Genomic DNA, 18,215 nt, shown 5'->3' with positions numbered 1-18,215 from the left:
CAAGCTGACGCGTGAATGTGTAACGTGCAACCTCGGCAACCGCCGATTTCGCAATATAGCTGGGGATAAATCTCATCCAGTGGCGGTCCCGGCCTGTGCGGAGCGCAATGCAGCGATCTCGGCGCGCAGCACTTCGACTTCGGCGCGGGCGGTGGCAGCCATCGCCTTGACCGCCTCGAACTCGTCGCGCTCGACCATGTCGAGGCCGCCGACCATGTCGCGCATGCGGTTACGTGCCGCGGTCTCGATCTCGCGGCCGACGCCGGCGAAGGTGCCCATGGCGGAGGTGGCGACCTTGGACAGGTCTTCGAAGATGCGGTTCTGCGACTGCATGGTCAGCGTTCCTGCATTTGGGCGGAAGCGCCCGGATTATGTTGCCAGATATCAAAGTTGAGCGCGGCAGCGAAGCTCAGCCATACAAGATAGGGAAGCATCAGCCACGCTGCCACCCGGTTGACCCGGCCAAAAGCAAAAGTCGTGATTATCGCCGCAAGCCAGATGATACCCAGCAGGATCAGGCTGTAGAACAGCTGGTGCGCCCCGAAGAACAGCGGTGCCCAGGCGAGGTTGAGCGCGAGCTGCGCGGCGAACAGCCCCAGGGCGATCCAGCGACCGCGGACCCGGGTTCCCCAAACCAGCGCAGCAGCGACCGCCATCAACGAGTAGAGAATCGTCCAGGCGATCGGGAAGGCAAGGCCGGGCGGCTGGGCGGCGGGCAGGACTAGCGACTTAAACCACGCGCTGTCGGCGACCGAGCCCGAAACCTTGGCCGACGCACCACCGAGCAGATTGAGCAACGGCACCAGCACGATGGCGGCACGGATGGCGGAGCCGCGGGAGGCGGAAGCAGGCATGACCGCCTCCTAGCCGATAAGCACTGCGCTTAGAACCCCATGCGAAAAGGGCACCGGCTTGCGCCGATGCCCTCCCGCGGACGAACCTGTGTGTTAGCGGCAGGAAACGTTGTTCCGGTCGACCGAGCGGCCGAGCAGTCCACCGAGACCGCCGCCAAGCAATGTCCCGAGCGTCTTCGACCCACCGGCGGAAAGCGCGTTGCCCAGGACGCCGCCACCCAGCGCACCGATGACCAGGCCGGTCGTGCCGTCGCTGCGGCGGCAATAATAGCGATTGTCCTGGCCACGGTAGATCCGGTCGTTCACGCTCAGCCGGCGCGGCTGGTAGTAGCGCCCATCGCGATAATATTGATCGGCGTAGTAAGCGCGATTGCCCGGCTGCGGACGGTTGTAGTCATAGTTGCGATACGTCCGCCAATCCTGGCGATCGCGGCGCTGCTCGTTGCGTGCCTCGCGCAGGTCGCGGCGTTCTTCGCGAACATCCTGGCGAGTGCCATAGCGCTGGGCGTCACGAACATCCTGGCGCTGCTCGCGAATATTGTCGCGGTTGTCGCGCAGTTCCTGGCGGCTGACCGAGTCACGATCGCGGTAGCCATTGTCCTGCGCAGTCGCGGCGATCGGCATCGACAGGATCGAAAGGGCCGAGAGACCCAGCGTGAGCTTGCGCAACATGTTGTTCTCCTTATCGAACAGGGCTGCAGCCATGATACTCAAGCCGCAGATGCAACAATAACGGATCATCAAGACAATTGGACGCACGATCGAGCATAATAATTTACTGAATAAGTATTCATCATGATATTAACAAGTATTCATCTTGAAGTACTTGCAACAACATTAAGACTTGTTCAGGTTCGTTACGGCGCGCAACGGCGAATCTGCCGCCGGGAAGCCCTCCCGGTGACAGTCACGATTCAACGTCTTGGGAATGGTGGGCGCGGCAGGGTTTGAACCTGCGACCCCTCGCGTGTGAAGCGAGTGCTCTACCGCTGAGCTACGCGCCCGAAACCGGGAGACGGCGGACTAGGCGAGCCGGCGCCCGCTGTCCAGAGCTACCGTATCAGCCAGTGACGTTGCAGGCGTCCTTGAGCGCCTTGCCGACGCGGAACTTGGGCACTGCACTGGCCTTGATGTCCATCGGCTCGCCGGTGCGGGGATTGCGGCCCGCCGAGGCCTTGCGCTGCGCCACGACGAAGCTGCCGAAGCCGACCAGCCGGACTTCCTCGCCGCGTGCCAGGCTGGTGGTGATCGCATCGAAGACCGCCTCGACCGCGCGCGTCGCGTCGGCCCGCGCCAGACCGGAGCTATCCGTGACCGCGCCGATCAGTTCCTGCTTGTTCATGCCGCCCTATACTCCCGCGTAACGAACTTAATTAGCGCAACCCGGGGGGGCGGAGTCAAAAGGAAACCGCCCCGGATGGAGCGGTTTCCCTTCGTACCGTGCCGTACGGACGACGATCAGTGTCGAAGCGCGACTTCTGCCACCACCGCCGGGTCCGGGCGCACGGCCAGTTCCTCGGCTTCGGTCCACTCGATCGGCACCAGTGGCCGCACCAGCGCCTCCGCCAGGACCTGGTCGGCATGGGCCACCGGTATGATCCGCAGCGCCTCGGTGATGTTCGCCGGGATGTCCGCCAGATCCTTCTCGTTCTCCGCCGGGATGAACACGGTGGTGATGCCACCGCGCATCGCCGCCATCAGCTTCTCCTTCAAGCCGCCGATCGGCAGGACCCGGCCACGCAAGGTGACCTCGCCGGTCATCGCGATATCCTTGCGGACCGGAATGCCGGTCAGCGTCGAGACCATCGCCACGACCATCGCGACACCCGCCGACGGCCCGTCCTTCGGAGTCGCGCCCTCGGGAACGTGGACGTGGATCTCCTTCTTCTCGAACACCGACGGCTTGATGCCGTACTGGATCGACCGCGCCTTGACGAAGCTCAGTGCCGCCTGGATCGACTCGGTCATCACGTCACCGAGCTTGCCGGTCGTGCGGATCGTGCCCTTGCCCGGTGCGGTGACGGCCTCGATGGTCAGAAGTTCGCCACCGACCTCGGTCCATGCCAATCCGGTAACGGCCCCGATCTGGTCCTCGATCTCGCCGACGCCGAAGCGGTACTTTTGGACGCCCGCGAACTCGTGAAGGTTGTCGCTGTCGATGGTGACGCTGGTCGCCTTGCCCTCCAGGATGCGGCGCAGCGACTTGCGGGCCAGCTTGGCCAGCTCGCGCTCCAGTGTCCGCACACCGGCCTCCCGCGTGTAATAGCGGATCAGGTCGCGCAGTGCGCTGTCGGTCAGCGTCCATTCGTTCGGCTTCAGGCCGTGCGCGTCATACTGCTTGGCGAGCAGGTGGCGCTTGGCGATCTCGACCTTCTCGTCCTCGGTGTAGCCCGACAGGTTGATGATCTCCATCCGGTCGAGCAGCGCCTGCGGCATGTTGAGCGAGTTGGCCGTGGTCACGAACATCACGTCCGAGAGATCGTAATCGATCTCGAGGTAGTGATCGTTGAACGCCTTGTTCTGCTCGGGGTCGAGCACCTCGAGCAGAGCCGACGACGGATCGCCGCGGAAATCTTGGCCGAGCTTGTCGATCTCGTCGAGCAGGAACAGCGGGTTGGACGTGCCTGCCTTCTTCAGGTTCTGGATCACCTTGCCCGGCAGCGAGCCGATGTAGGTCCGCCGATGTCCACGGATCTCCGCCTCGTCGCGAACGCCGCCGAGCGACTGGCGAATGAACTCACGCCCGGTCGCCTTGGCGATCGAACGACCAAGCGAGGTCTTGCCGACACCCGGGGGACCGACGAGGCACAGGATCGGGCCCTTGAGCTTGTTGGTCCGGACCTGCACGCCGAGATACTCGATGATCCGGTCCTTGACCTTCTCGAGGCCGAAGTGGTCGTCGTCGAGGACCTTCTGCGCCAAGCCGATGTCGCGCTTGATCTTCGACTTCTTGCCCCATGGCAGGCCAAGCAGCACGTCGAGATAGTTGCGCACGACGGTCGCCTCCGCCGACTGCGGAGACATCGCCTTGAGCTTCTTCAATTCGGAGATAGCGCGCTCGCGAGCCTCCTTGGGCAGCTTGGCGCGGGCGATCTTCTCCTCGATCTCGGTCGCCTCGTCCTTGGCGTCCTCGCCCTCGCCCAGCTCGCGCTGGATCGCCTTCATCTGCTCGTTGAGGTAATATTCGCGCTGGGTCTTCTCCATCTGGCGCTTGACGCGCGAGCGGATCTTCTTCTCGACCTGCATGACGCCCATCTCGCCTTCCATGAAGCCGAAGACGAGCTCCAGCCGCTTGGCGACGTCGAACTCGCCCAGGATGGTCTGCTTGTCGGCGATCTTGAGGTTGAGATTGGCAGCGACGGTGTCGGCAAAGCGGCCGGCGTCGTCGATCTGGCCGATCTGCACGGCGATCTCAGGCGCTGTCTTCTTGTTGAGCTTTACATAGCCCTCGAACTGCTTGGCGGCGGAACGCACCAGCGCCTCAACCTGCGTCGCGTCACCGGTCTCCTCCTCGACGGGCGCGACGACCGCGCTGAGATAGTCGCCGCTCTCGTCGAGCGAGGTCAGCGAGCCGCGCGACTGGCCTTCGACCAGCACCTTGACGGTGCCGTCGGGCAGCTTCAGCAACTGCAGCACGGTGGCGACGGTGCCGATCTCGTACAGATCGCCAGCGCGCGGATCCTCGTCACCCGGGTTCTTCTGGCTGAGCAGGAACACGGTCTTGTCGCCATGCATCACCGCCTCCAGCGCCTTGACCGACTTGTCGCGGCCAACGAACAGCGGGACGATCATCTGCGGGAACACGACGATGTCGCGGAGCGGCAGGACAGGCAGGGTTTGAACTTCGGTCATCTTCTCGAACTCCACTGCCCGACTTTACGCTCGGGCATCTCGAAAGCGGATATGGGTATTCTTCGCGCCGCATCAATCCGCTGGTCACGGCCGCTGGTGACGAATGCTAACACGCCTGCTGCAGTGCGATAGTCGCAAAGCGTTCCGGGCTCTCACAATGCGCGGCGAACCGCTGCCGCACCGCCGACAAGCACCCGCCCGGCTGGTCGCCGCAGCGCCGGAAACTAGCGCGTGATGTCGCGGTGACGCGTCTCCGGCAACCAGAACAGCGTCACCAGGAACGCCACTACAACCACCCCGAAGGTGTACCACAGGCCACCGAAGACGTTGCCGCTCTTGACCACGATATACTGTGCGACGAACGGCAGGAATCCACCGAAATAGCCGGTGCCGAGGTGATACGGGACCGACAGCGACGTGTAGCGGATGCGCGCCGGGAACAGCTCGACGAGGATCGCGCCGACCGGGCCATAGGTCATCGCGCTGAGCACGGCGAGCATGATGCAGGCGAACAGGATGCGGCCATCGTCGCGCGCCTCGGGATCGGCGCGCATGTCCCATTTGCCGGTGACCGGATCGACCGAGCCGGGATAGCCCGCTGCCTGCAACGCCGCCTCGAACTTGGCCGGCTGCAATCCGCTGATTCGCGCCGGTCCGATGGTGGTCAGGGTGATCTCGCCCTCCGCGCCGGTGGCTCCCGGCACCTTGTGGTAGCCGATGCCCTTCTTGGCGAAATAGTCGAGGACCTGGGCGCACTCGCTATCCTGCTTGCCCTGGGCGAAGGGGTTATAGGCGCAGGACGCCTCCTGGATCCGCACCGGGGCAGCCTTCATCGCTGCCGCCAGGGCCGGGTTGGCCGCGTCGGCGATCATGTGGAAGAGCGGGAACAGGAAGATTAGCGTCGCGCCGTACCCTGCCAGCATCAAGGGCTTGCGACCGATCTTGTCCGACAGCCAGCCGGCAGCCACGAACATCGGCGCGGCGACGCAGGCGGAGATGCCGAGCAATACCTGCGCCGAGGTCTGGTCGACGCGCGCCGCCTGCTGGAGGAAGAACAGCGTCTGGAACTGCGCGGTGTACCAGATCACCGTCAGCCCCGCCGCAACGCCGAACAGCGCGACCAGGACCGGGCGGAGGTTGCCGGGCTGTCGCACCGCATCGCGCAGCGGATTCTTCGATGTCGTGCCCGCCGACTTCATCGCGGCGAAGACCGGGCTCTCCTTGAGCTTGAGGCGTATATACAGCGACACCGCCAGCAGCAGCAGGCTGAACAGGAACGGGATGCGCCAGCCCCAGGCGTTGAAGGCGTCCTTGCCGATCGCCGCGGTTACCCCAAGCACGACGACGATCGACAGCAGGAAGCCGCCGACCACCGAGGCCTGGATGAAGCTGGTATAGAAGCCGCGTTTGCCCGGCGGGGCATGCTCGGCAACATAGATCGCCGCGCCACCGTACTCGCCGCCGAGTGCCAGGCCCTGCAGGACGCGCAGGCCGAGCAGCAGCACCGGCGCCCAGATCCCCGCCGTCGCATAGGTCGGCAGTGCCCCGACCAGTGCCGTGGCGATGCCCATCAAGGTGATCGTCGCCAGGAACGTGTATTTGCGCCCGACCAGATCGCCGAAATAGCCGAAGACGATCGCTCCGAGCGGCCGCACGCCGAAACCAACGCCGAACGCCGCCAGGCTCTTGAGCAGCGCCGCGCCGGCATTCTCCGACGGGAAGAACATGTTGCCGAGCAGCGCCGCGAGCGTGCCGTAGACGAAGAAGTCGTACCATTCGAACACGGTACCCAGCGACGACGCCAGGATGACGAGCCGATCACGCTTCGGGTCGAGGACCAATGCGCCGCCGTCGTGAGCCATAGCCGAAGCCGTCGCCATCCGTATTCCCCTCACCGCGTCACCCGCAGCGTCCCGGTGACAGTCTTATGACCGTCGCCGTTACGGAACAAGCGGGCTAGCGGCGCGCCCTCTCAAGCACCGCTTCGACCAGCGCCTGGGTAACGTCGACCAGCGGCACCGAAACCTGCGACTGGTCGAGGACCAGCGGCACCTCCGTACAGGCAGCGAGGATCGTGTCGGCGCCGCGCTCGACCAGCCCCGCCGCCAGTGCCGCCATCTCGGCGCGCATGCCGGGTCCGGTGTCGCCTGCCTTGATGCGCAGTATCAGCGGCATGATCGCGTCGGGCTCAATCTCGACGGTGTCGATACCAGCCGCCGCCAACGCCTTGGAGTACAAGCCTGAGCGCAGCACCGCGTCCGCCGCCAGCAGTCCGACACGCCGCGCGCCGGAAACCCGTACCGCCGCCACGCCGACCTCGATCATTCCGACCAGCGGGATCGCCACGGCGGCGCGGATCTCGTCGGCCCAGAAATGCGCGGCGTTGCACGGCATCGCCAGCAGCTCCGCCCCTGACGCCTCCAGCCCGCGCGCCATCGCCGCCAGCGTCGGACCCGGCGACGGCCCCTCCCCCGCCAGCGCCGCATTGCGCCCGGGGGCCTGGGGATTGCAGTCCATCAGTACGCGCATATGGTCGGCATCACCCTTGGCGGGGGTCGCCGCGAGCAGCCGCGCGAGAAAGTCGACCGTCGCCGCCGGCCCCATGCCGCCGATCACGCCGAGCGTGCGGTAGCTCATGCCTGTGACGGAGCGGCGAGCAGCACGCCGGCATAGGCCTGCAGGACCGGCGACCCGCCCGTATGGACGAACAGCACCCGCTCGCCCGCACCGATCTCTCCAGAGCGCACCATGTCGACCAGCCCAGCCGCCGCCTTGCCGGTGTACACCGGGTCGAGCAGCACGCCCTCGCTGCTGGCGAACAGGCGCACCGCCGCCACCATCTCCGGCGTCGGCAGCGAATAGCCCGGTCCGACCCAGCGATCGAGCGCCGTCACCGCCGCTCGCGCCGGCGCCTGGACACCGAGCAAATTCGCCGTCGTCACCGCCAGCGCGTGGACATTGCCCTCCTGCTCGGCCTGCGGCCGCCGGACGTTAATACCGGTCAACGTGCCGTCCCAGCTTGCCGAGGTCAGCCCGACCAGCAACCCGGCGTGCGTTCCCGCGCTGCCGCTGGCGACGACGATACGGTCGAAGGCGACACCATGGTCGAAACTCTGCGCCAGCACTTCCAGCGCGCAGGCGACGTAACCGAGCGCACCGAGCGGCGTCGAGCCGCCACCGGGGATGATGTACGCCTTGCGCCCGTCGGCATGGACCGCATCGGCCTCCAGCTGCATCGCCGCGGCAAGATCGGTGCCGGCGGGGACGACGGTGATCTTGTCGACGCCCATCAGGTCGAACAGCAGATTGTTGCCGAGCGCGTCCGCGGCATAGCTGCCGGCGACCCGCTCCTCGATCACCAATCGGCAGCGCAGCCCCTCGCGCACCGCAGCGGCGAGCGTCAGGCGGCAGTGGTTCGACTGCGGCGCACCGACGGTGATCAGCGTGTCGGCACCCTGCGCCAGCGCCTCGGCGACGAGGAACTCGAGCTTGCGGGTCTTGTTGCCACCCCCGGCCAGGCCGAGCAGGTCATCGCGCTTGACCCAGAGCTCGGCCCCGCCGAGCTGACGGGTCAGGTGCAGCATCGCTTCGATCGGCGTCGGGCCGGCGGTGTAGCGGCGGCGGGGAAAGCGGGCGAGATCCATGACGACTCCTCAGATCGATAGCACGATGCCTTCGGCCGGATCGATGTCTCCCGCAACCATCCGCGCATAGGCCGACATCGCCGCGGCCGGGCCGTGCCCTTCGACGGTGCGCAGCCACGGCGCCGTCGATGCGACGAACGCCGTCCAGCTGTCGGCCAGCCGTTGCTCGAATCCCGCCGCGCCCCATTCTGCCATACGCTCCGCCGCGACCGTCGGGGCGAAGAAGAATTGCGGGCGCGGCCCGGTCAGCCGAGCGGTCTTTGCCGGTACGTCCCAATGCGTGTCGCCGATCACCCAACTCGCGCCCAGCGTCGCATCGAAGCGCGCATGGATCGCCGCCCGCAGCCCGCCGTCGCCGGAAAAGTCGACATAGGTCGTCGTCGGACCGAGCGGCAGCACCTCGATCTCGTCATAAGCGGCGACCAGATCGTAATTGCCGGTGGTCTCGGTGAACGCCCGGTTGCGCGCCGAGGTCAGCCCGATGACCATCGCCCCCCTCGCGCGTGCGGCCTGCGCCAATCCGAGCGCCGTCTTGGACGAGGCGCTCGACAGCAACAGCCGGTCGTCTCCCGCAGCCAGCATCGCATCGATCAGGAACGAGGTGACGTAGAGCGGTCGGAACAGCGCGTACGCCGCGTCGTCACCCATGCCCGGGTCGGCGCGGACATAGCTGTTATAGACGGCGGCGAGCTCGGCGCGGTGCGCCGCTCCGTCGACGAAGCCGCGTGCCGAAACCTTGACCGGGGTCAGCACCGCGCCGCTCGCCATCGGCCAATAGCCGTAGAAGCGGTCGCCTACCGCCAGTCCGTCTACCTTGGACGCGATGACCCGTGCGAAGCCCCAGACCGGCACGACGCCCCATCCTGCCGCGGCCGGAAAAAAGTCCCAGTACCGCATGTCCACGCCGTGCGCCGCGTAGGTGATGTTGTTCGAGGTCAGTGCAAAATGCTCGATCGAAAATGCCGCCTGGCCGTCGGCGATCTCGTCGGAACGCTCGACCAGCCGCGCATCGGCAAGGTCGACACGGGAGACCTGAACCTCGTTGATCACGGCTTGCTCCACAATTTTCCAAGGTCGGCGAACATAGTGGCGCTTATATCAGGACAGGGCAATTCGGCGTGGCCGATGGTAAGTATTGCTTAAACTAGGTTGAACATCTGGAATCGATAAAACCAGGCAAGAGTCGGAGAACTTTACACTTTTCGTGATCGTCATAGCCTGCAACGGAGGCGTTCCATCGTGTCCGACTGGGAATCCAGTTCTGGCATGCTTCGTGCACAACAGTTTCCGGTGGGTCGGGTCTGCCGAGCTGGAGGGCATGATGGTAACGATTTCGAAACGAAATACCAAAGACTTGTTTCGACTGGGCACAATCTCCGTCATCGCCGGATGCGCTCTCCTGGCATCATCGGCCAATGCAACGACAGTTATTCGCAGTGGCGCCTATGGCGTAGAGGTCAACCTGTCCGTCCTGTCGGTCCTGAAGGCCCAGGTCGGTCCACTCGCATCTACCGACGGTATCGCCGGCACAGGTTATGATACGGCGGGTACACTAGCCAGTCTCAACCAGACCTTGGCACTTGGCACGTTGACCGGACTGAAGATCGGCACCGGGCTGATAACGACCGGCGCCGAGTCAGTATTTCCGCTGACGCCGACAGGTAACGCCGATGCGCTGGTCAACGGCCTGAACTTGTCACTCACCGCGGCGCGAGCTTCGAGCCTCGGCCTGACCGCGACCACTTTGACCTCGCATTCCGAAGTCGAGGGCGTCGACGCAGCTTCGGCCACCGGTACGTCAAAGATCAGCGGCCTGAAGCTGACCGTCCTTGGTATCGACTTGATCAACCTGAGTGCGAGTGAATTCATCACGGCACCCGCAAACAGCAATCTGCTCACCCTGCTTGGCTTGAACACCATCTCGGGCCTTAATATCATGGTTAACGAGCAAGTCCCTCTCCCCGGCAGCAATGCGAAAAATGCCGGGATCACGACCAACGCGCTTCACCTGATCTTCAGCAACTTCCTGCTCGGCACCGACCGGCTGTATGGCGACGTGATTATCAGCAGCACCAGGGCCTATATCGACAACGCCAACTCCGCGACACCCGAGCCGGCGACCTGGATCCAGATGATCACCGGCTTCGGCCTGATCGGCGTCGCCGCCCGTCGGCGGAAAAAGGCGCTCGCCTAGCTCGACAACGCGTCCGACAAAAGGGGATGACGGCAGGCTGGCCGTCATCCCCTTTTTATTGCCGGCAGTTCCGAGATCGATCGCGGCGAGCGCCTACGCCGCCCGGCTCGAAGCATCGACGCGGGCGGCGCGCGGGCCCGGGTGCCTGTCGCCGCTACCATGCCCGATGCAGATTGCCCCGATGGCGACGACGATGCAGGCACCGATCCGGTAGACCGTCAGGCGCTCGTCGAGGAACAGTCGGCCGATCAGCGCCGCAAAGACCACGCTGGTCTCCCGCAGCGCCGAGACCGGGCCCATCGGCCCCAGCGACATCGCGTAGATAATGATGCCATAGGCGACCAGCGAGACGATGCCGCCGGCCGCTGCTAACGTTGTTTCCCGCGCCCCCCGTCGCAAGGTCCGCCAGTCGCGCAACGCGGCATAGGCCGCTGGCGCCATGACGCCCCACATCAGGCACATCCACACCGTGTAGCCCGCTGGAGTCCCCGAGAGGCGCACGCCGATCCCGTCGACGACACTATAGGCGCCGATGAAGCAGCCGGTACCCAGCGCGTACCACAGGCCACCGAAGCCGCGATTGCGGCCCTGGAAGGCGAGCGAGATGATGCCGGCCGACACCAGCGCGACGCCGACCAGGCTGAGCGCGTCGGGCAGTTCGCCGGCGAACACCGCCGCACCCAGGCAGACCAGCAGCGGCGAGGAGCCACGGGAGATCGGATAGGTCTGTCCCAGGTCGCCGCTGCGGTAGGTGCGCACGAGGAACAGGTTGTAGCCGACATGGAGCAGGGCAGAGGCCGCTGCATAGCCCCAGCTCGCCTGCGCCGGCATCGGCACGAAGGGTACGAGCGCTGCGCACACCGCCGCGATTGCGATGCACATGACGGTGATCGACCACAGGCGGTCGGTTCCGGCGCGCAGCAGGGCGTTCCAGCTGGCGTGCAGAAACGCCGCGAGCAGGACGACCGAAGTGATTGCTGGGGACATGTCGCTCCCACCTGACCGTGCGCCACGGCCAGCCGGAGAGCTTTTGCCGGCCGATCGATCGCGGAAGATTGCTGTGCCCCCTCCCCGCATCAGCGAGGAGGGGAAGCAGGGGACCTGGTCGGAGCGACAGGATTCGAACCTGCGACCCCTTGACCCCCAGTCAAGTGCGCTACCAGGCTGCGCCACGCTCCGACCGGCGGCGGGTCTAGGCGGAGGGGCCGTTCAAAGCAAGACCTTACCCTGACCTCAGGCAGGAACATCCAGGCTATACTGTCGAAGCAGGTCGTACAGGGTCGGGCGGCTGATCCCCAGCAGCTTGGCTGTGTTGGAGATATTGCCTTCCGTCCGCGCCATCGCCAGCCGGATCGCGTGCCGGTCGGCGGCCTCGCGTGCCACCTTGAGGTTGAGCGCCGCCGCGCCGTTCGCCTTGCCCCCGAGGTCGAGGTCGTTGGCATCGAGGCGCGTGCCTTCCGCCATGATGACGGCGCGCTTCAGGCGGTTCTCCAGTTCGCGGACGTTGCCGGGCCAAGCCCAGTCGGTGATTGCGGCGACCGCATCCGGGGTAAAGCCCTTGAAGATGCGACCGTGATCGCGCCCGAACTTGGCGAGGAAGTGATGCGCCAGCAGGGTCGCGTCACCGGCGCGCTCGGCCAGTGACGGGATGCGCACGACGATCTCGGCAAGCCGGTAGTACAGGTCCTCGCGGAAACGACCGGTGGTGATCATCTCCTCGAGGTTCTGGTGGGTAGCACAGACGATGCGAACGTCGACCGGGATCGGGCGGCGGCCGCCGATGCGCTCGACGACTCGCTCCTGCAGGAAGCGTAGCAGCTTGACCTGCAACGGCAGCGGGATGTCGCCAACCTCGTCGAGGAACAGCGTGCCGCCCTCGGCCAGCTCGATCTTGCCCTCGGTCATCTTGGCCGCGCCGGTGAACGCGCCCTTCTCATACCCGAACAGCTCGGACTCGAGCAGGTTCTCCGGGATGGCGGCGCAGTTGATCGCGATGAACGGCTTGCCCTTGCGGAGCGAGGCGTTGTGCAGGCCGCGAGCCAGCAGTTCCTTGCCGGTCCCGCTGGCGCCGAGCAGCATCACCGAGACCTGCGCGGTGGCAACCCGCTCGATCATCCGGGCGACCTTGAGCATCTCCGGTGCGCCGGTGATGATGCCGCCCAGCACGTCCTGCGGGCCGACTGCCGACGCCAGGCGACGGTTCTCCGCCTCCAGGTCGTGGACGTGATAAGCCCGGCGCACGATCATGCCGAGCTCATCGATGTCGATCGGCTTGGAATAAAAGTCGAAGGCGCCCTCCGCGATGGCGCGGATGGCGCTGCCCCGGGCGCCATGCCCCGACGCGACGATGACCTTGGTGGCGGGCGCGGCGCGCAGGATCTCGTCGAGCGTCGCAAAGCCCTCGGTGATGCCGTCCGGATCCGGCGGCAGGCCGAGGTCGAGCGTCACGACGGCGGGCGCATGGACGCGCATTGCCTCCAGCGCCGCGGCACGGTCGCCGGCGACGACGACGTCATAATCTTCGTACGACCAGCGCAGCTGGCGCTGCAGCCCCTCGTCGTCTTCGACGACCAGCAGCTTACGCGGTACTCCCAACGAACTCACGCATTCATCCTCTCGCTCACCGCCACGCTAAGTGCCGGTAACGCAACCGTAAAGATCGTCCCTTCGCCTTCCCGGCTGACGACGTCGAGGCGACCACCGATCGACAACGCGATTTCTCGCGCTTCATAGGCCCCGATACCGAAACCGCCCACCTTCGTCGACTTGAACGGCTTGAACAGCTCCGTCCTGACGAAGGCGCTCGACATTCCGGTGCCGTGGTCGGCGATGGTAACGACGATAGTGTCCCCCTGTCGATCAAGCGCAACATCGATCTGGCCGTCCTCGCGACTCGCGTCGATGGCGTTCTGGATCAAATGTGCGAACAATTGCTCAAGACGCGCCGGATCGGCCTGCACGAACATCGGCCCCAGGCCAAGGTGCCGGTACAGCGGCGCGTGGCCACGCTGCTTGATGCGGACGATCTGCGCGATCAGTTCGCCGACATCGACCGCTTCCGGCACGTCGGGGCGCGCCGTGTTGTGCTGCGCCAGCCGGGCCAGCAAGTCATTCATCTTGCTCACCGAACTTTGCAGGGTCGCCACCATGTCGGCCCGGAAGGCCGGGTTATCGGCATGCCGCTCGGCATTGCGCGACACCAGGCTGAGCTGCGACACGAGGTTCTTGATGTCGTGCATGATGAACGCGAACCGGCGATTGAACGCGTCGAAAGCGCCCGCTTCGTCCAGCGCCGCCTGCACCGACGCCTCGGCGATGTAGCTTGCCGCCTGCCGGCCAAGCGTGCGCAGCAGGTCGTAATCCTCCCAGTTCAGATCGCGCGGCGCCAGCGTCCGCTCCAGCAGCAGGAACCCGGCGAGCACGTCGAGATGGATCAACGGCACCGCCAGCCAGATGCTGCGGTGCGCCGCCCATTCCGGCAGGGCCATGCCGCCATATTCCTCGCCGCCCTCGCGCCATTCGTCGAAGTCGACGATCCGCTGCCGCTGGCTGAGGAACGGTCCAAAGCCGCTGGTAGCCTCGACATGGTCGCCGTCGAAGCGACTGAAATTCCACCGCGCTACCCGGTCGAAGCCGCCGTCGCCGGCCGGCGCGAACAAGGCGCCACCCGGCGAGTCGACGACGGTGCACACCGCCTGCACGACCCTCTCCGACAATTGGCCGCTGCCCTTTTCGGTGCGCGAGACGGTGGCAATGAAGCGCAACCACTCCTGCCGGTAATCATATTTGTACGCGAAGAAGTTCTTGGCGATCTGGACGCGCAGCGCGGCCCGGAAACGCGGCGATACCAGCACCACCGCACCGATGATGGCGGTGCCGAACAGGAAGCTGATCTGGAGCAGCCGGCCCCAGTCGCCCCCGGCCAGCCGCAAGCCATAGGCGGCCAGCGCCATGACGATCAGATAGCCGCCGATGATGCTGAACGACAAAGTGTGGAAGACCACCTGTCGCGACACCTGGACCCGCGCGACCCAGGCCGTCGTCGCCGACAGGATGAGCAGCGGCACGACCATCGCGTCGACGGCACCACGGATGTTGTACAGGTCGTCCGAGATCTCGCCGAGCAGGAACTGCAGCGTGTAGAGATTGAGGTCGTAGCCGAACAGGCCGGCAAGGCCGATGCACAACAGCCGCAGTCCGGTCCGCCCCCCCGGCTGGGCGTTGACGTACAGATTGTGGAGCAGCACCAGCCCGAGGATCGCGACACCGAGCCGGGTGATGACGAACAGCACGCGAAGCAGCGCGTCGTGCGCACCGAAGCCACCGCCGACGCTGCCGACCAGGTCGAGCATCAACTGGGCAGTGGTGACGAAGCCGATCGCCCCGGCGATGATGAAGGACGACCTCAGCCGATCGTCGAGCCGCCAAGAGACGCGCAGCAGGGCGATGATGAACGCGACCCAAGCGGCGGTGCGCAATGTCTCAAGGGGCGACAGCAACAGCGTCCACGGCGTTCCGAAGCGTGCGCCGAATGCAAAGATCAGGCCCCACAGCGCCGTCGTCGCGGCGGCCCCGGCCAGCCAATAAGCCACCTCGTCGCGCCGGCGTCGCAGCAGGACGCTGATCGCCAGCCCGGCGAAGCTCAGGCCCCCGATCAGGTGACTGAACAGGCCGACGTCGGTCAACTGGACAATGATCGGCGCACCCCCCGGACTGATCCTCAGCCGATGTTAGCGCCTTAACCCGCCCGCTGTCATCTGCCGCCTGTCACCCCTCGCCAGGGCCTTGGCCAAAGCCTCGCGGTCGAGCCCGTTTTCCCAGCGGGCCACGACGATGGTCGCGACTGCGTTACCGATGAAGTTGGTCAGGCTGCGGCACTCGCTCATGAAGCGGTCGACGCCCAGGATCAGCGCCATTCCCGCCACCGGCACGCTCGGCACCACGGACAGCGTCGCGGCCAGCGTGATGAACCCAGCACCGGTGACCCCCGCCGCGCCTTTCGAGCTCAACATGGCGACGCCCAGCAGTAGCAGTTGCTCGCCCAACGACAGATGCACGTCGCAGGCCTGCGCTATGAACAGCGCTGCCAGCGTCATGTAGATGTTCGTTCCGTCCAGATTGAACGAATATCCTGTCGGCACGACCAGTCCGACGACCCGCGGTTCGCAACCGGCACGCTCCAGCTTTTCGATCAGCGCCGGCAGTGCGGCCTCCGACGAGGAGGTGCCGAGAACCAGCAGCAGTTCCGCTTTCAGATACACTAGCAGCCGCCACAGGCTGAACCCGGCGACCCGCGCGATGATACCGAGCACGACCGCGACGAAGACAATGGAGGTCAGGTAGAAGGTCGCGACAAGCGCCACCAGATGCGCCATCGAGGCGATGCCGAACTTGCCGATCGTATAGGCGATCGCGCCGAACGCCCCGACCGGAGCGGCGCGCATCAGGATGTCGACGAGCTTGAACACTGCTGCCGTCGCGGCCTGCAGGATCTCGAGCAACGGCCGCCCGCGTTCGCCGCTCATGGTCAGCGCGATGCCGAATAATACGGCGACGAACAGCACCTGCAGGATTTCGCCCTCGACCAGCGCGCTGACCAGCGTCGTCGGGATGATGTTCATCAGGAAGCCGGTCAACGTCGTGGCGTGTGCCTTGGCGGTGTACTGGCCGACTTCGCGCGTATCGAGGTCGGCAGGATTGATGTGCATCCCGGCGCCCGGCTGGACGGTGTTGGCGATGATCAACCCGACCACCAGCGCCAGCGTCGAGACGGTCAGGAAATAGGCGAAAGCCTTGCCGACGATCCGCCCCACCCCGCCGAGGTCGCGCATCCCGGCGATGCCGGTCACCACGGTCAGGAAGATCACCGGCGCGATGATCATCTTGACCAGCTTGATGAAGCCGTCGCCCAGCGGCTTCATCGCTGCGCCCGTGGCGGGATCTAGGCTGCCGAGGATGACGCCCAGCACGACAGCGGCCAGCACTTGGACATACAGCTGCGCGTACCATGGCCGCGGTGCCGCGCCTGTCGCCGTATCGTCGATGATCAAGTTCGCCGCGCCCCCTGGATTTTGGGCATGATGACAGCCCCCGGCCCCTCTGCGAAGCCCCGGCGGCGTGTCCATTTCGGTTCCAGACCAGGATGCACACCAGCCCGGTTAACCATAGCAAGGAGAGGACCAGGAGAACCGACGATGATGCGCATGTTGAGCCGAGCCAGCCGCCCCTCTGGCCAGCGCTCCCGGCTGCTGCTTCGTGCGGCGCTGCTGCTGATCGTCGGCCTGTGGCTCGCTGCGTCGTTCGACAACAGTCAGGACGGTCCCACCGACTTTGCGGGCATCGCCAGACCCTGAACATGAGCGGCGGCTTTCCAGCCGGTCATGACTCGCCACCTAGCTCCGCTAAAAAATAGGACTATTTCCTACCTTTTAGCCGAACAATCATAGCGTGTTGTCCCGACACTACGCACGAGTTCGTCTAAGTCGTTGAATTTCATACTACCGTCTGTTGCCTTGGGAGTTGGCACAGGCTTTGCAAAGCTGCTGGCATGGGACGCCGGATTGGCCGCCGCCCCGAACACAGGAACTCCACCATGTTCGTCACCAGCTCCATCGCCCGCGCCGTCGTCGCCACCACCGGTGCCATCCTGTTTGCCGCGACCTGCCTGCTCGGTGCCGTTGCTCCGGCAGCTGCCCACGAAGCCGACGTCCGGACCCAAACGGTCAGCTACGCCGACCTCGACCTGCAGCGCCCGGCCGATCGCGCCCGCCTCGAAGCCCGTATCCGCGCTGCCGCCCGCGCCGTCTGCTCGCTCAACACGACGAGCGATTTCGCCCGCAGCGCCGAGTACCGGTGCACCAAGCGCGCCGTGGCGACCGCCACCGCCGCCCTGTCCTGAGCCGGCAAGGCGGAGCGCTGCTCCGCCCTGTCATCGGTCTATGCGAAACCGTCATGCGAGCCATGCCGAAGTGCCGTTACCCAGCCGATATGGTTGCGCTTATCTGATCGCAACCACCGTGCGCGCCACCATCTGCAACCCTCGGGTGCAACGGTTGCGCAGCCCGATGTTGCGTCGGTGCAACTAGCTGCAGCAGCGCATCGCACATAGGTCACGCTCGTCACGTCATCCGAAAGAAGCACGATGTTCGCCTCCATCGATACCGCCACCCCGTCCATCGGCAGCTACAGCCGCCCGGTCGCACGTCGCGCCGAGACAGGATCGTTCTTCTTCACGTCCTTGGAGCAGCGCGTGCTGCGGCTTGCAGTGTCCGGCAGCGAGCGCCCGAGCACTTCGGTCGAGGGCCGCATACGCCGGATCTCCCGTCGCATCGGCAACATCGTCATGGCCCGCCGCGGCGGTGCGGAACTCGCCGATCCCCGACTGGAAGCGCTGCGCAGCTATGCCGCCAGCATCCACGCCGGGACGAGCACCGGACTGCCGCTATTCTACGCTGCCGGCTATACCAATGCGCACGCCGACGCAGTGAAGCGCTTCGTTGCCGCTGAACAGCGCCTCGCCCGGCACCGTCCCAGCCGCTCCGACAGCGCCATATATGCCAGCGGCATCTCGCTCGGCATCGCCTCGATCATGGGCTTCGTCGCAATGACCGGCTCGCTGCTCGCCGGCATGTAGGCTGGCGGCTATCCGCCGTTGCCCTTGCGTGAAGCGAT

General features: G+C 65.6%; 17 protein-coding genes and 2 tRNA genes. 4 read left to right on the top strand and 15 right to left on the bottom strand.

Going from position 1 to position 18,215, the window contains the following annotated elements:
• Nucleotides 1-72 precede the first annotated feature (72 nt).
• The 10 genes from ACOFKW_RS09780 to ACOFKW_RS09735 all read right to left on the bottom strand — a co-directional run bounded on the left by ACOFKW_RS09780 (nt 73) and on the right by ACOFKW_RS09735 (nt 9,400).
• Nucleotides 73-333 (bottom strand): accessory factor UbiK family protein, encoded by a 261-nt coding sequence (locus ACOFKW_RS09780; protein WP_419813963.1) that lies wholly within the window; start codon nt 331-333, stop codon nt 73-75.
• A 2-nt stretch (nt 334-335) separates the two neighbouring features.
• A complete protein-coding gene (locus ACOFKW_RS09775) occupies nt 336-854 on the bottom strand; it encodes a TspO/MBR family protein (RefSeq protein ID WP_419813962.1) in 519 nt (172 codons plus the stop codon).
• 93 nt (nt 855-947) lie between these two features.
• A complete protein-coding gene (locus ACOFKW_RS09770) occupies nt 948-1,526 on the bottom strand; it encodes a glycine zipper 2TM domain-containing protein (protein WP_419813961.1) in 579 nt (192 codons plus the stop codon).
• 257 nt (nt 1,527-1,783) lie between these two features.
• Nucleotides 1,784-1,858: transfer RNA gene (locus tag ACOFKW_RS09765), tRNA-Val, on the bottom strand.
• A gap of 56 nt (nt 1,859-1,914) precedes the next feature.
• Nucleotides 1,915-2,196, bottom strand: coding sequence for an HU family DNA-binding protein (locus tag ACOFKW_RS09760; RefSeq protein ID WP_419813960.1), 282 nt, complete (start codon nt 2,194-2,196; stop codon nt 1,915-1,917).
• A gap of 116 nt (nt 2,197-2,312) precedes the next feature.
• Nucleotides 2,313-4,706 (bottom strand): endopeptidase La, encoded by a 2,394-nt coding sequence (lon, locus tag ACOFKW_RS09755; protein ID WP_419813959.1) that lies wholly within the window; start codon nt 4,704-4,706, stop codon nt 2,313-2,315.
• A gap of 224 nt (nt 4,707-4,930) precedes the next feature.
• The gene (locus ACOFKW_RS09750; RefSeq protein WP_419813958.1) at nt 4,931-6,568 is read right to left on the bottom strand and encodes an MFS transporter; all 1,638 of its coding nucleotides are present in this window, start codon (nt 6,566-6,568) and stop codon (nt 4,931-4,933) included.
• A 94-nt stretch (nt 6,569-6,662) separates the two neighbouring features.
• Nucleotides 6,663-7,343, bottom strand: coding sequence for an aspartate/glutamate racemase family protein (locus ACOFKW_RS09745; RefSeq protein WP_419813957.1), 681 nt, complete (start codon nt 7,341-7,343; stop codon nt 6,663-6,665).
• Nucleotides 7,340-8,350 (bottom strand): D-cysteine desulfhydrase, encoded by a 1,011-nt coding sequence (locus tag ACOFKW_RS09740; RefSeq protein WP_419813956.1) that lies wholly within the window; start codon nt 8,348-8,350, stop codon nt 7,340-7,342. The genes ACOFKW_RS09745 and ACOFKW_RS09740 overlap by 4 nt, the downstream gene beginning before the upstream one ends.
• A 9-nt stretch (nt 8,351-8,359) precedes the next feature.
• Nucleotides 8,360-9,400, bottom strand: a complete 1,041-nt coding sequence (locus ACOFKW_RS09735; RefSeq protein ID WP_419813955.1) for a DUF2855 family protein — start codon at nt 9,398-9,400, stop codon at nt 8,360-8,362.
• A gap of 268 nt (nt 9,401-9,668) precedes the next feature.
• Between ACOFKW_RS09735 and ACOFKW_RS09730 the strand changes: the two genes are divergently transcribed.
• Nucleotides 9,669-10,544: a PEPxxWA-CTERM sorting domain-containing protein gene (locus tag ACOFKW_RS09730; RefSeq protein ID WP_419813954.1), complete on the top strand. Its 876-nt coding sequence runs from the start codon at nt 9,669-9,671 to the stop codon at nt 10,542-10,544.
• Nucleotides 10,545-10,637: 93 nt separating this feature from the next.
• On the opposite strand, the gene ACOFKW_RS09725 is transcribed toward ACOFKW_RS09730, so the two are convergent.
• The 5 genes from ACOFKW_RS09725 to ACOFKW_RS09705 all read right to left on the bottom strand — a co-directional run bounded on the left by ACOFKW_RS09725 (nt 10,638) and on the right by ACOFKW_RS09705 (nt 16,594).
• Entirely contained in the window at nt 10,638-11,531 is an 894-nt protein-coding gene (locus ACOFKW_RS09725; protein WP_419813953.1) for an EamA family transporter, read from the bottom strand.
• 115 nt (nt 11,532-11,646) lie between these two features.
• A tRNA-Pro gene (locus tag ACOFKW_RS09720) sits at nt 11,647-11,723 on the bottom strand.
• 54 nt (nt 11,724-11,777) lie between these two features.
• Nucleotides 11,778-13,139: a PEP-CTERM-box response regulator transcription factor gene (prsR, locus tag ACOFKW_RS09715; protein WP_419816920.1), complete on the bottom strand. Its 1,362-nt coding sequence runs from the start codon at nt 13,137-13,139 to the stop codon at nt 11,778-11,780.
• Nucleotides 13,140-13,144: 5 nt separating this feature from the next.
• Nucleotides 13,145-15,229: an XrtA/PEP-CTERM system histidine kinase PrsK gene (gene prsK / locus ACOFKW_RS09710; RefSeq protein WP_419813952.1), complete on the bottom strand. Its 2,085-nt coding sequence runs from the start codon at nt 15,227-15,229 to the stop codon at nt 13,145-13,147.
• A 45-nt stretch (nt 15,230-15,274) separates the two neighbouring features.
• A complete protein-coding gene (locus ACOFKW_RS09705) occupies nt 15,275-16,594 on the bottom strand; it encodes a dicarboxylate/amino acid:cation symporter (RefSeq protein WP_419813951.1) in 1,320 nt (439 codons plus the stop codon).
• Between the two features lie 144 nt (nt 16,595-16,738).
• Between ACOFKW_RS09705 and ACOFKW_RS09700 the strand changes: the two genes are divergently transcribed.
• From ACOFKW_RS09700 to ACOFKW_RS09690, 3 genes are all read left to right on the top strand, one after another.
• On the top strand, nt 16,739-16,897 hold the full coding sequence (locus ACOFKW_RS09700) for a hypothetical protein (RefSeq protein ID WP_419813950.1): 159 nt from the start codon (nt 16,739-16,741) through the stop codon (nt 16,895-16,897).
• A gap of 239 nt (nt 16,898-17,136) precedes the next feature.
• On the top strand, nt 17,137-17,442 hold the full coding sequence (locus tag ACOFKW_RS09695) for a UrcA family protein (RefSeq protein ID WP_419813949.1): 306 nt from the start codon (nt 17,137-17,139) through the stop codon (nt 17,440-17,442).
• Nucleotides 17,443-17,685: 243 nt separating this feature from the next.
• The gene (locus ACOFKW_RS09690; protein ID WP_419813948.1) at nt 17,686-18,177 is read left to right on the top strand and encodes a hypothetical protein; all 492 of its coding nucleotides are present in this window, start codon (nt 17,686-17,688) and stop codon (nt 18,175-18,177) included.
• Nucleotides 18,178-18,215 lie beyond the last annotated feature (38 nt).

Source organism: Glacieibacterium sp. (assembly GCF_965200405.1).
Lineage (GTDB): Bacteria > Pseudomonadota > Alphaproteobacteria > Sphingomonadales > Sphingomonadaceae > Glacieibacterium.
This window is presented reverse-complemented; position numbering and strand designations above follow the sequence as displayed.

Coding starts and splice junctions, on each gene's coding strand:
- ACOFKW_RS09700 (WP_419813950.1), top strand. CDS start 16,739: ATGATGCGCATGTTGAGCCGAGCCAGCCGCCCCTCTGGCCAGCGCTCC.
- ACOFKW_RS09775 (WP_419813962.1), bottom strand. CDS start 854: ATGCCTGCTTCCGCCTCCCGCGGCTCCGCCATCCGTGCCGCCATCGTG.
- ACOFKW_RS09730 (WP_419813954.1), top strand. CDS start 9,669: ATGATGGTAACGATTTCGAAACGAAATACCAAAGACTTGTTTCGACTG.
- ACOFKW_RS09780 (WP_419813963.1), bottom strand. CDS start 333: ATGCAGTCGCAGAACCGCATCTTCGAAGACCTGTCCAAGGTCGCCACC.
- ACOFKW_RS09750 (WP_419813958.1), bottom strand. CDS start 6,568: ATGGCTCACGACGGCGGCGCATTGGTCCTCGACCCGAAGCGTGATCGG.
- lon (WP_419813959.1), bottom strand. CDS start 4,706: ATGACCGAAGTTCAAACCCTGCCTGTCCTGCCGCTCCGCGACATCGTC.
- ACOFKW_RS09745 (WP_419813957.1), bottom strand. CDS start 7,343: ATGAGCTACCGCACGCTCGGCGTGATCGGCGGCATGGGGCCGGCGGCG.
- ACOFKW_RS09770 (WP_419813961.1), bottom strand. CDS start 1,526: ATGTTGCGCAAGCTCACGCTGGGTCTCTCGGCCCTTTCGATCCTGTCG.
- ACOFKW_RS09725 (WP_419813953.1), bottom strand. CDS start 11,531: ATGTCCCCAGCAATCACTTCGGTCGTCCTGCTCGCGGCGTTTCTGCAC.
- ACOFKW_RS09760 (WP_419813960.1), bottom strand. CDS start 2,196: ATGAACAAGCAGGAACTGATCGGCGCGGTCACGGATAGCTCCGGTCTG.
- ACOFKW_RS09740 (WP_419813956.1), bottom strand. CDS start 8,350: ATGGATCTCGCCCGCTTTCCCCGCCGCCGCTACACCGCCGGCCCGACG.
- ACOFKW_RS09690 (WP_419813948.1), top strand. CDS start 17,686: ATGTTCGCCTCCATCGATACCGCCACCCCGTCCATCGGCAGCTACAGC.
- ACOFKW_RS09695 (WP_419813949.1), top strand. CDS start 17,137: ATGTTCGTCACCAGCTCCATCGCCCGCGCCGTCGTCGCCACCACCGGT.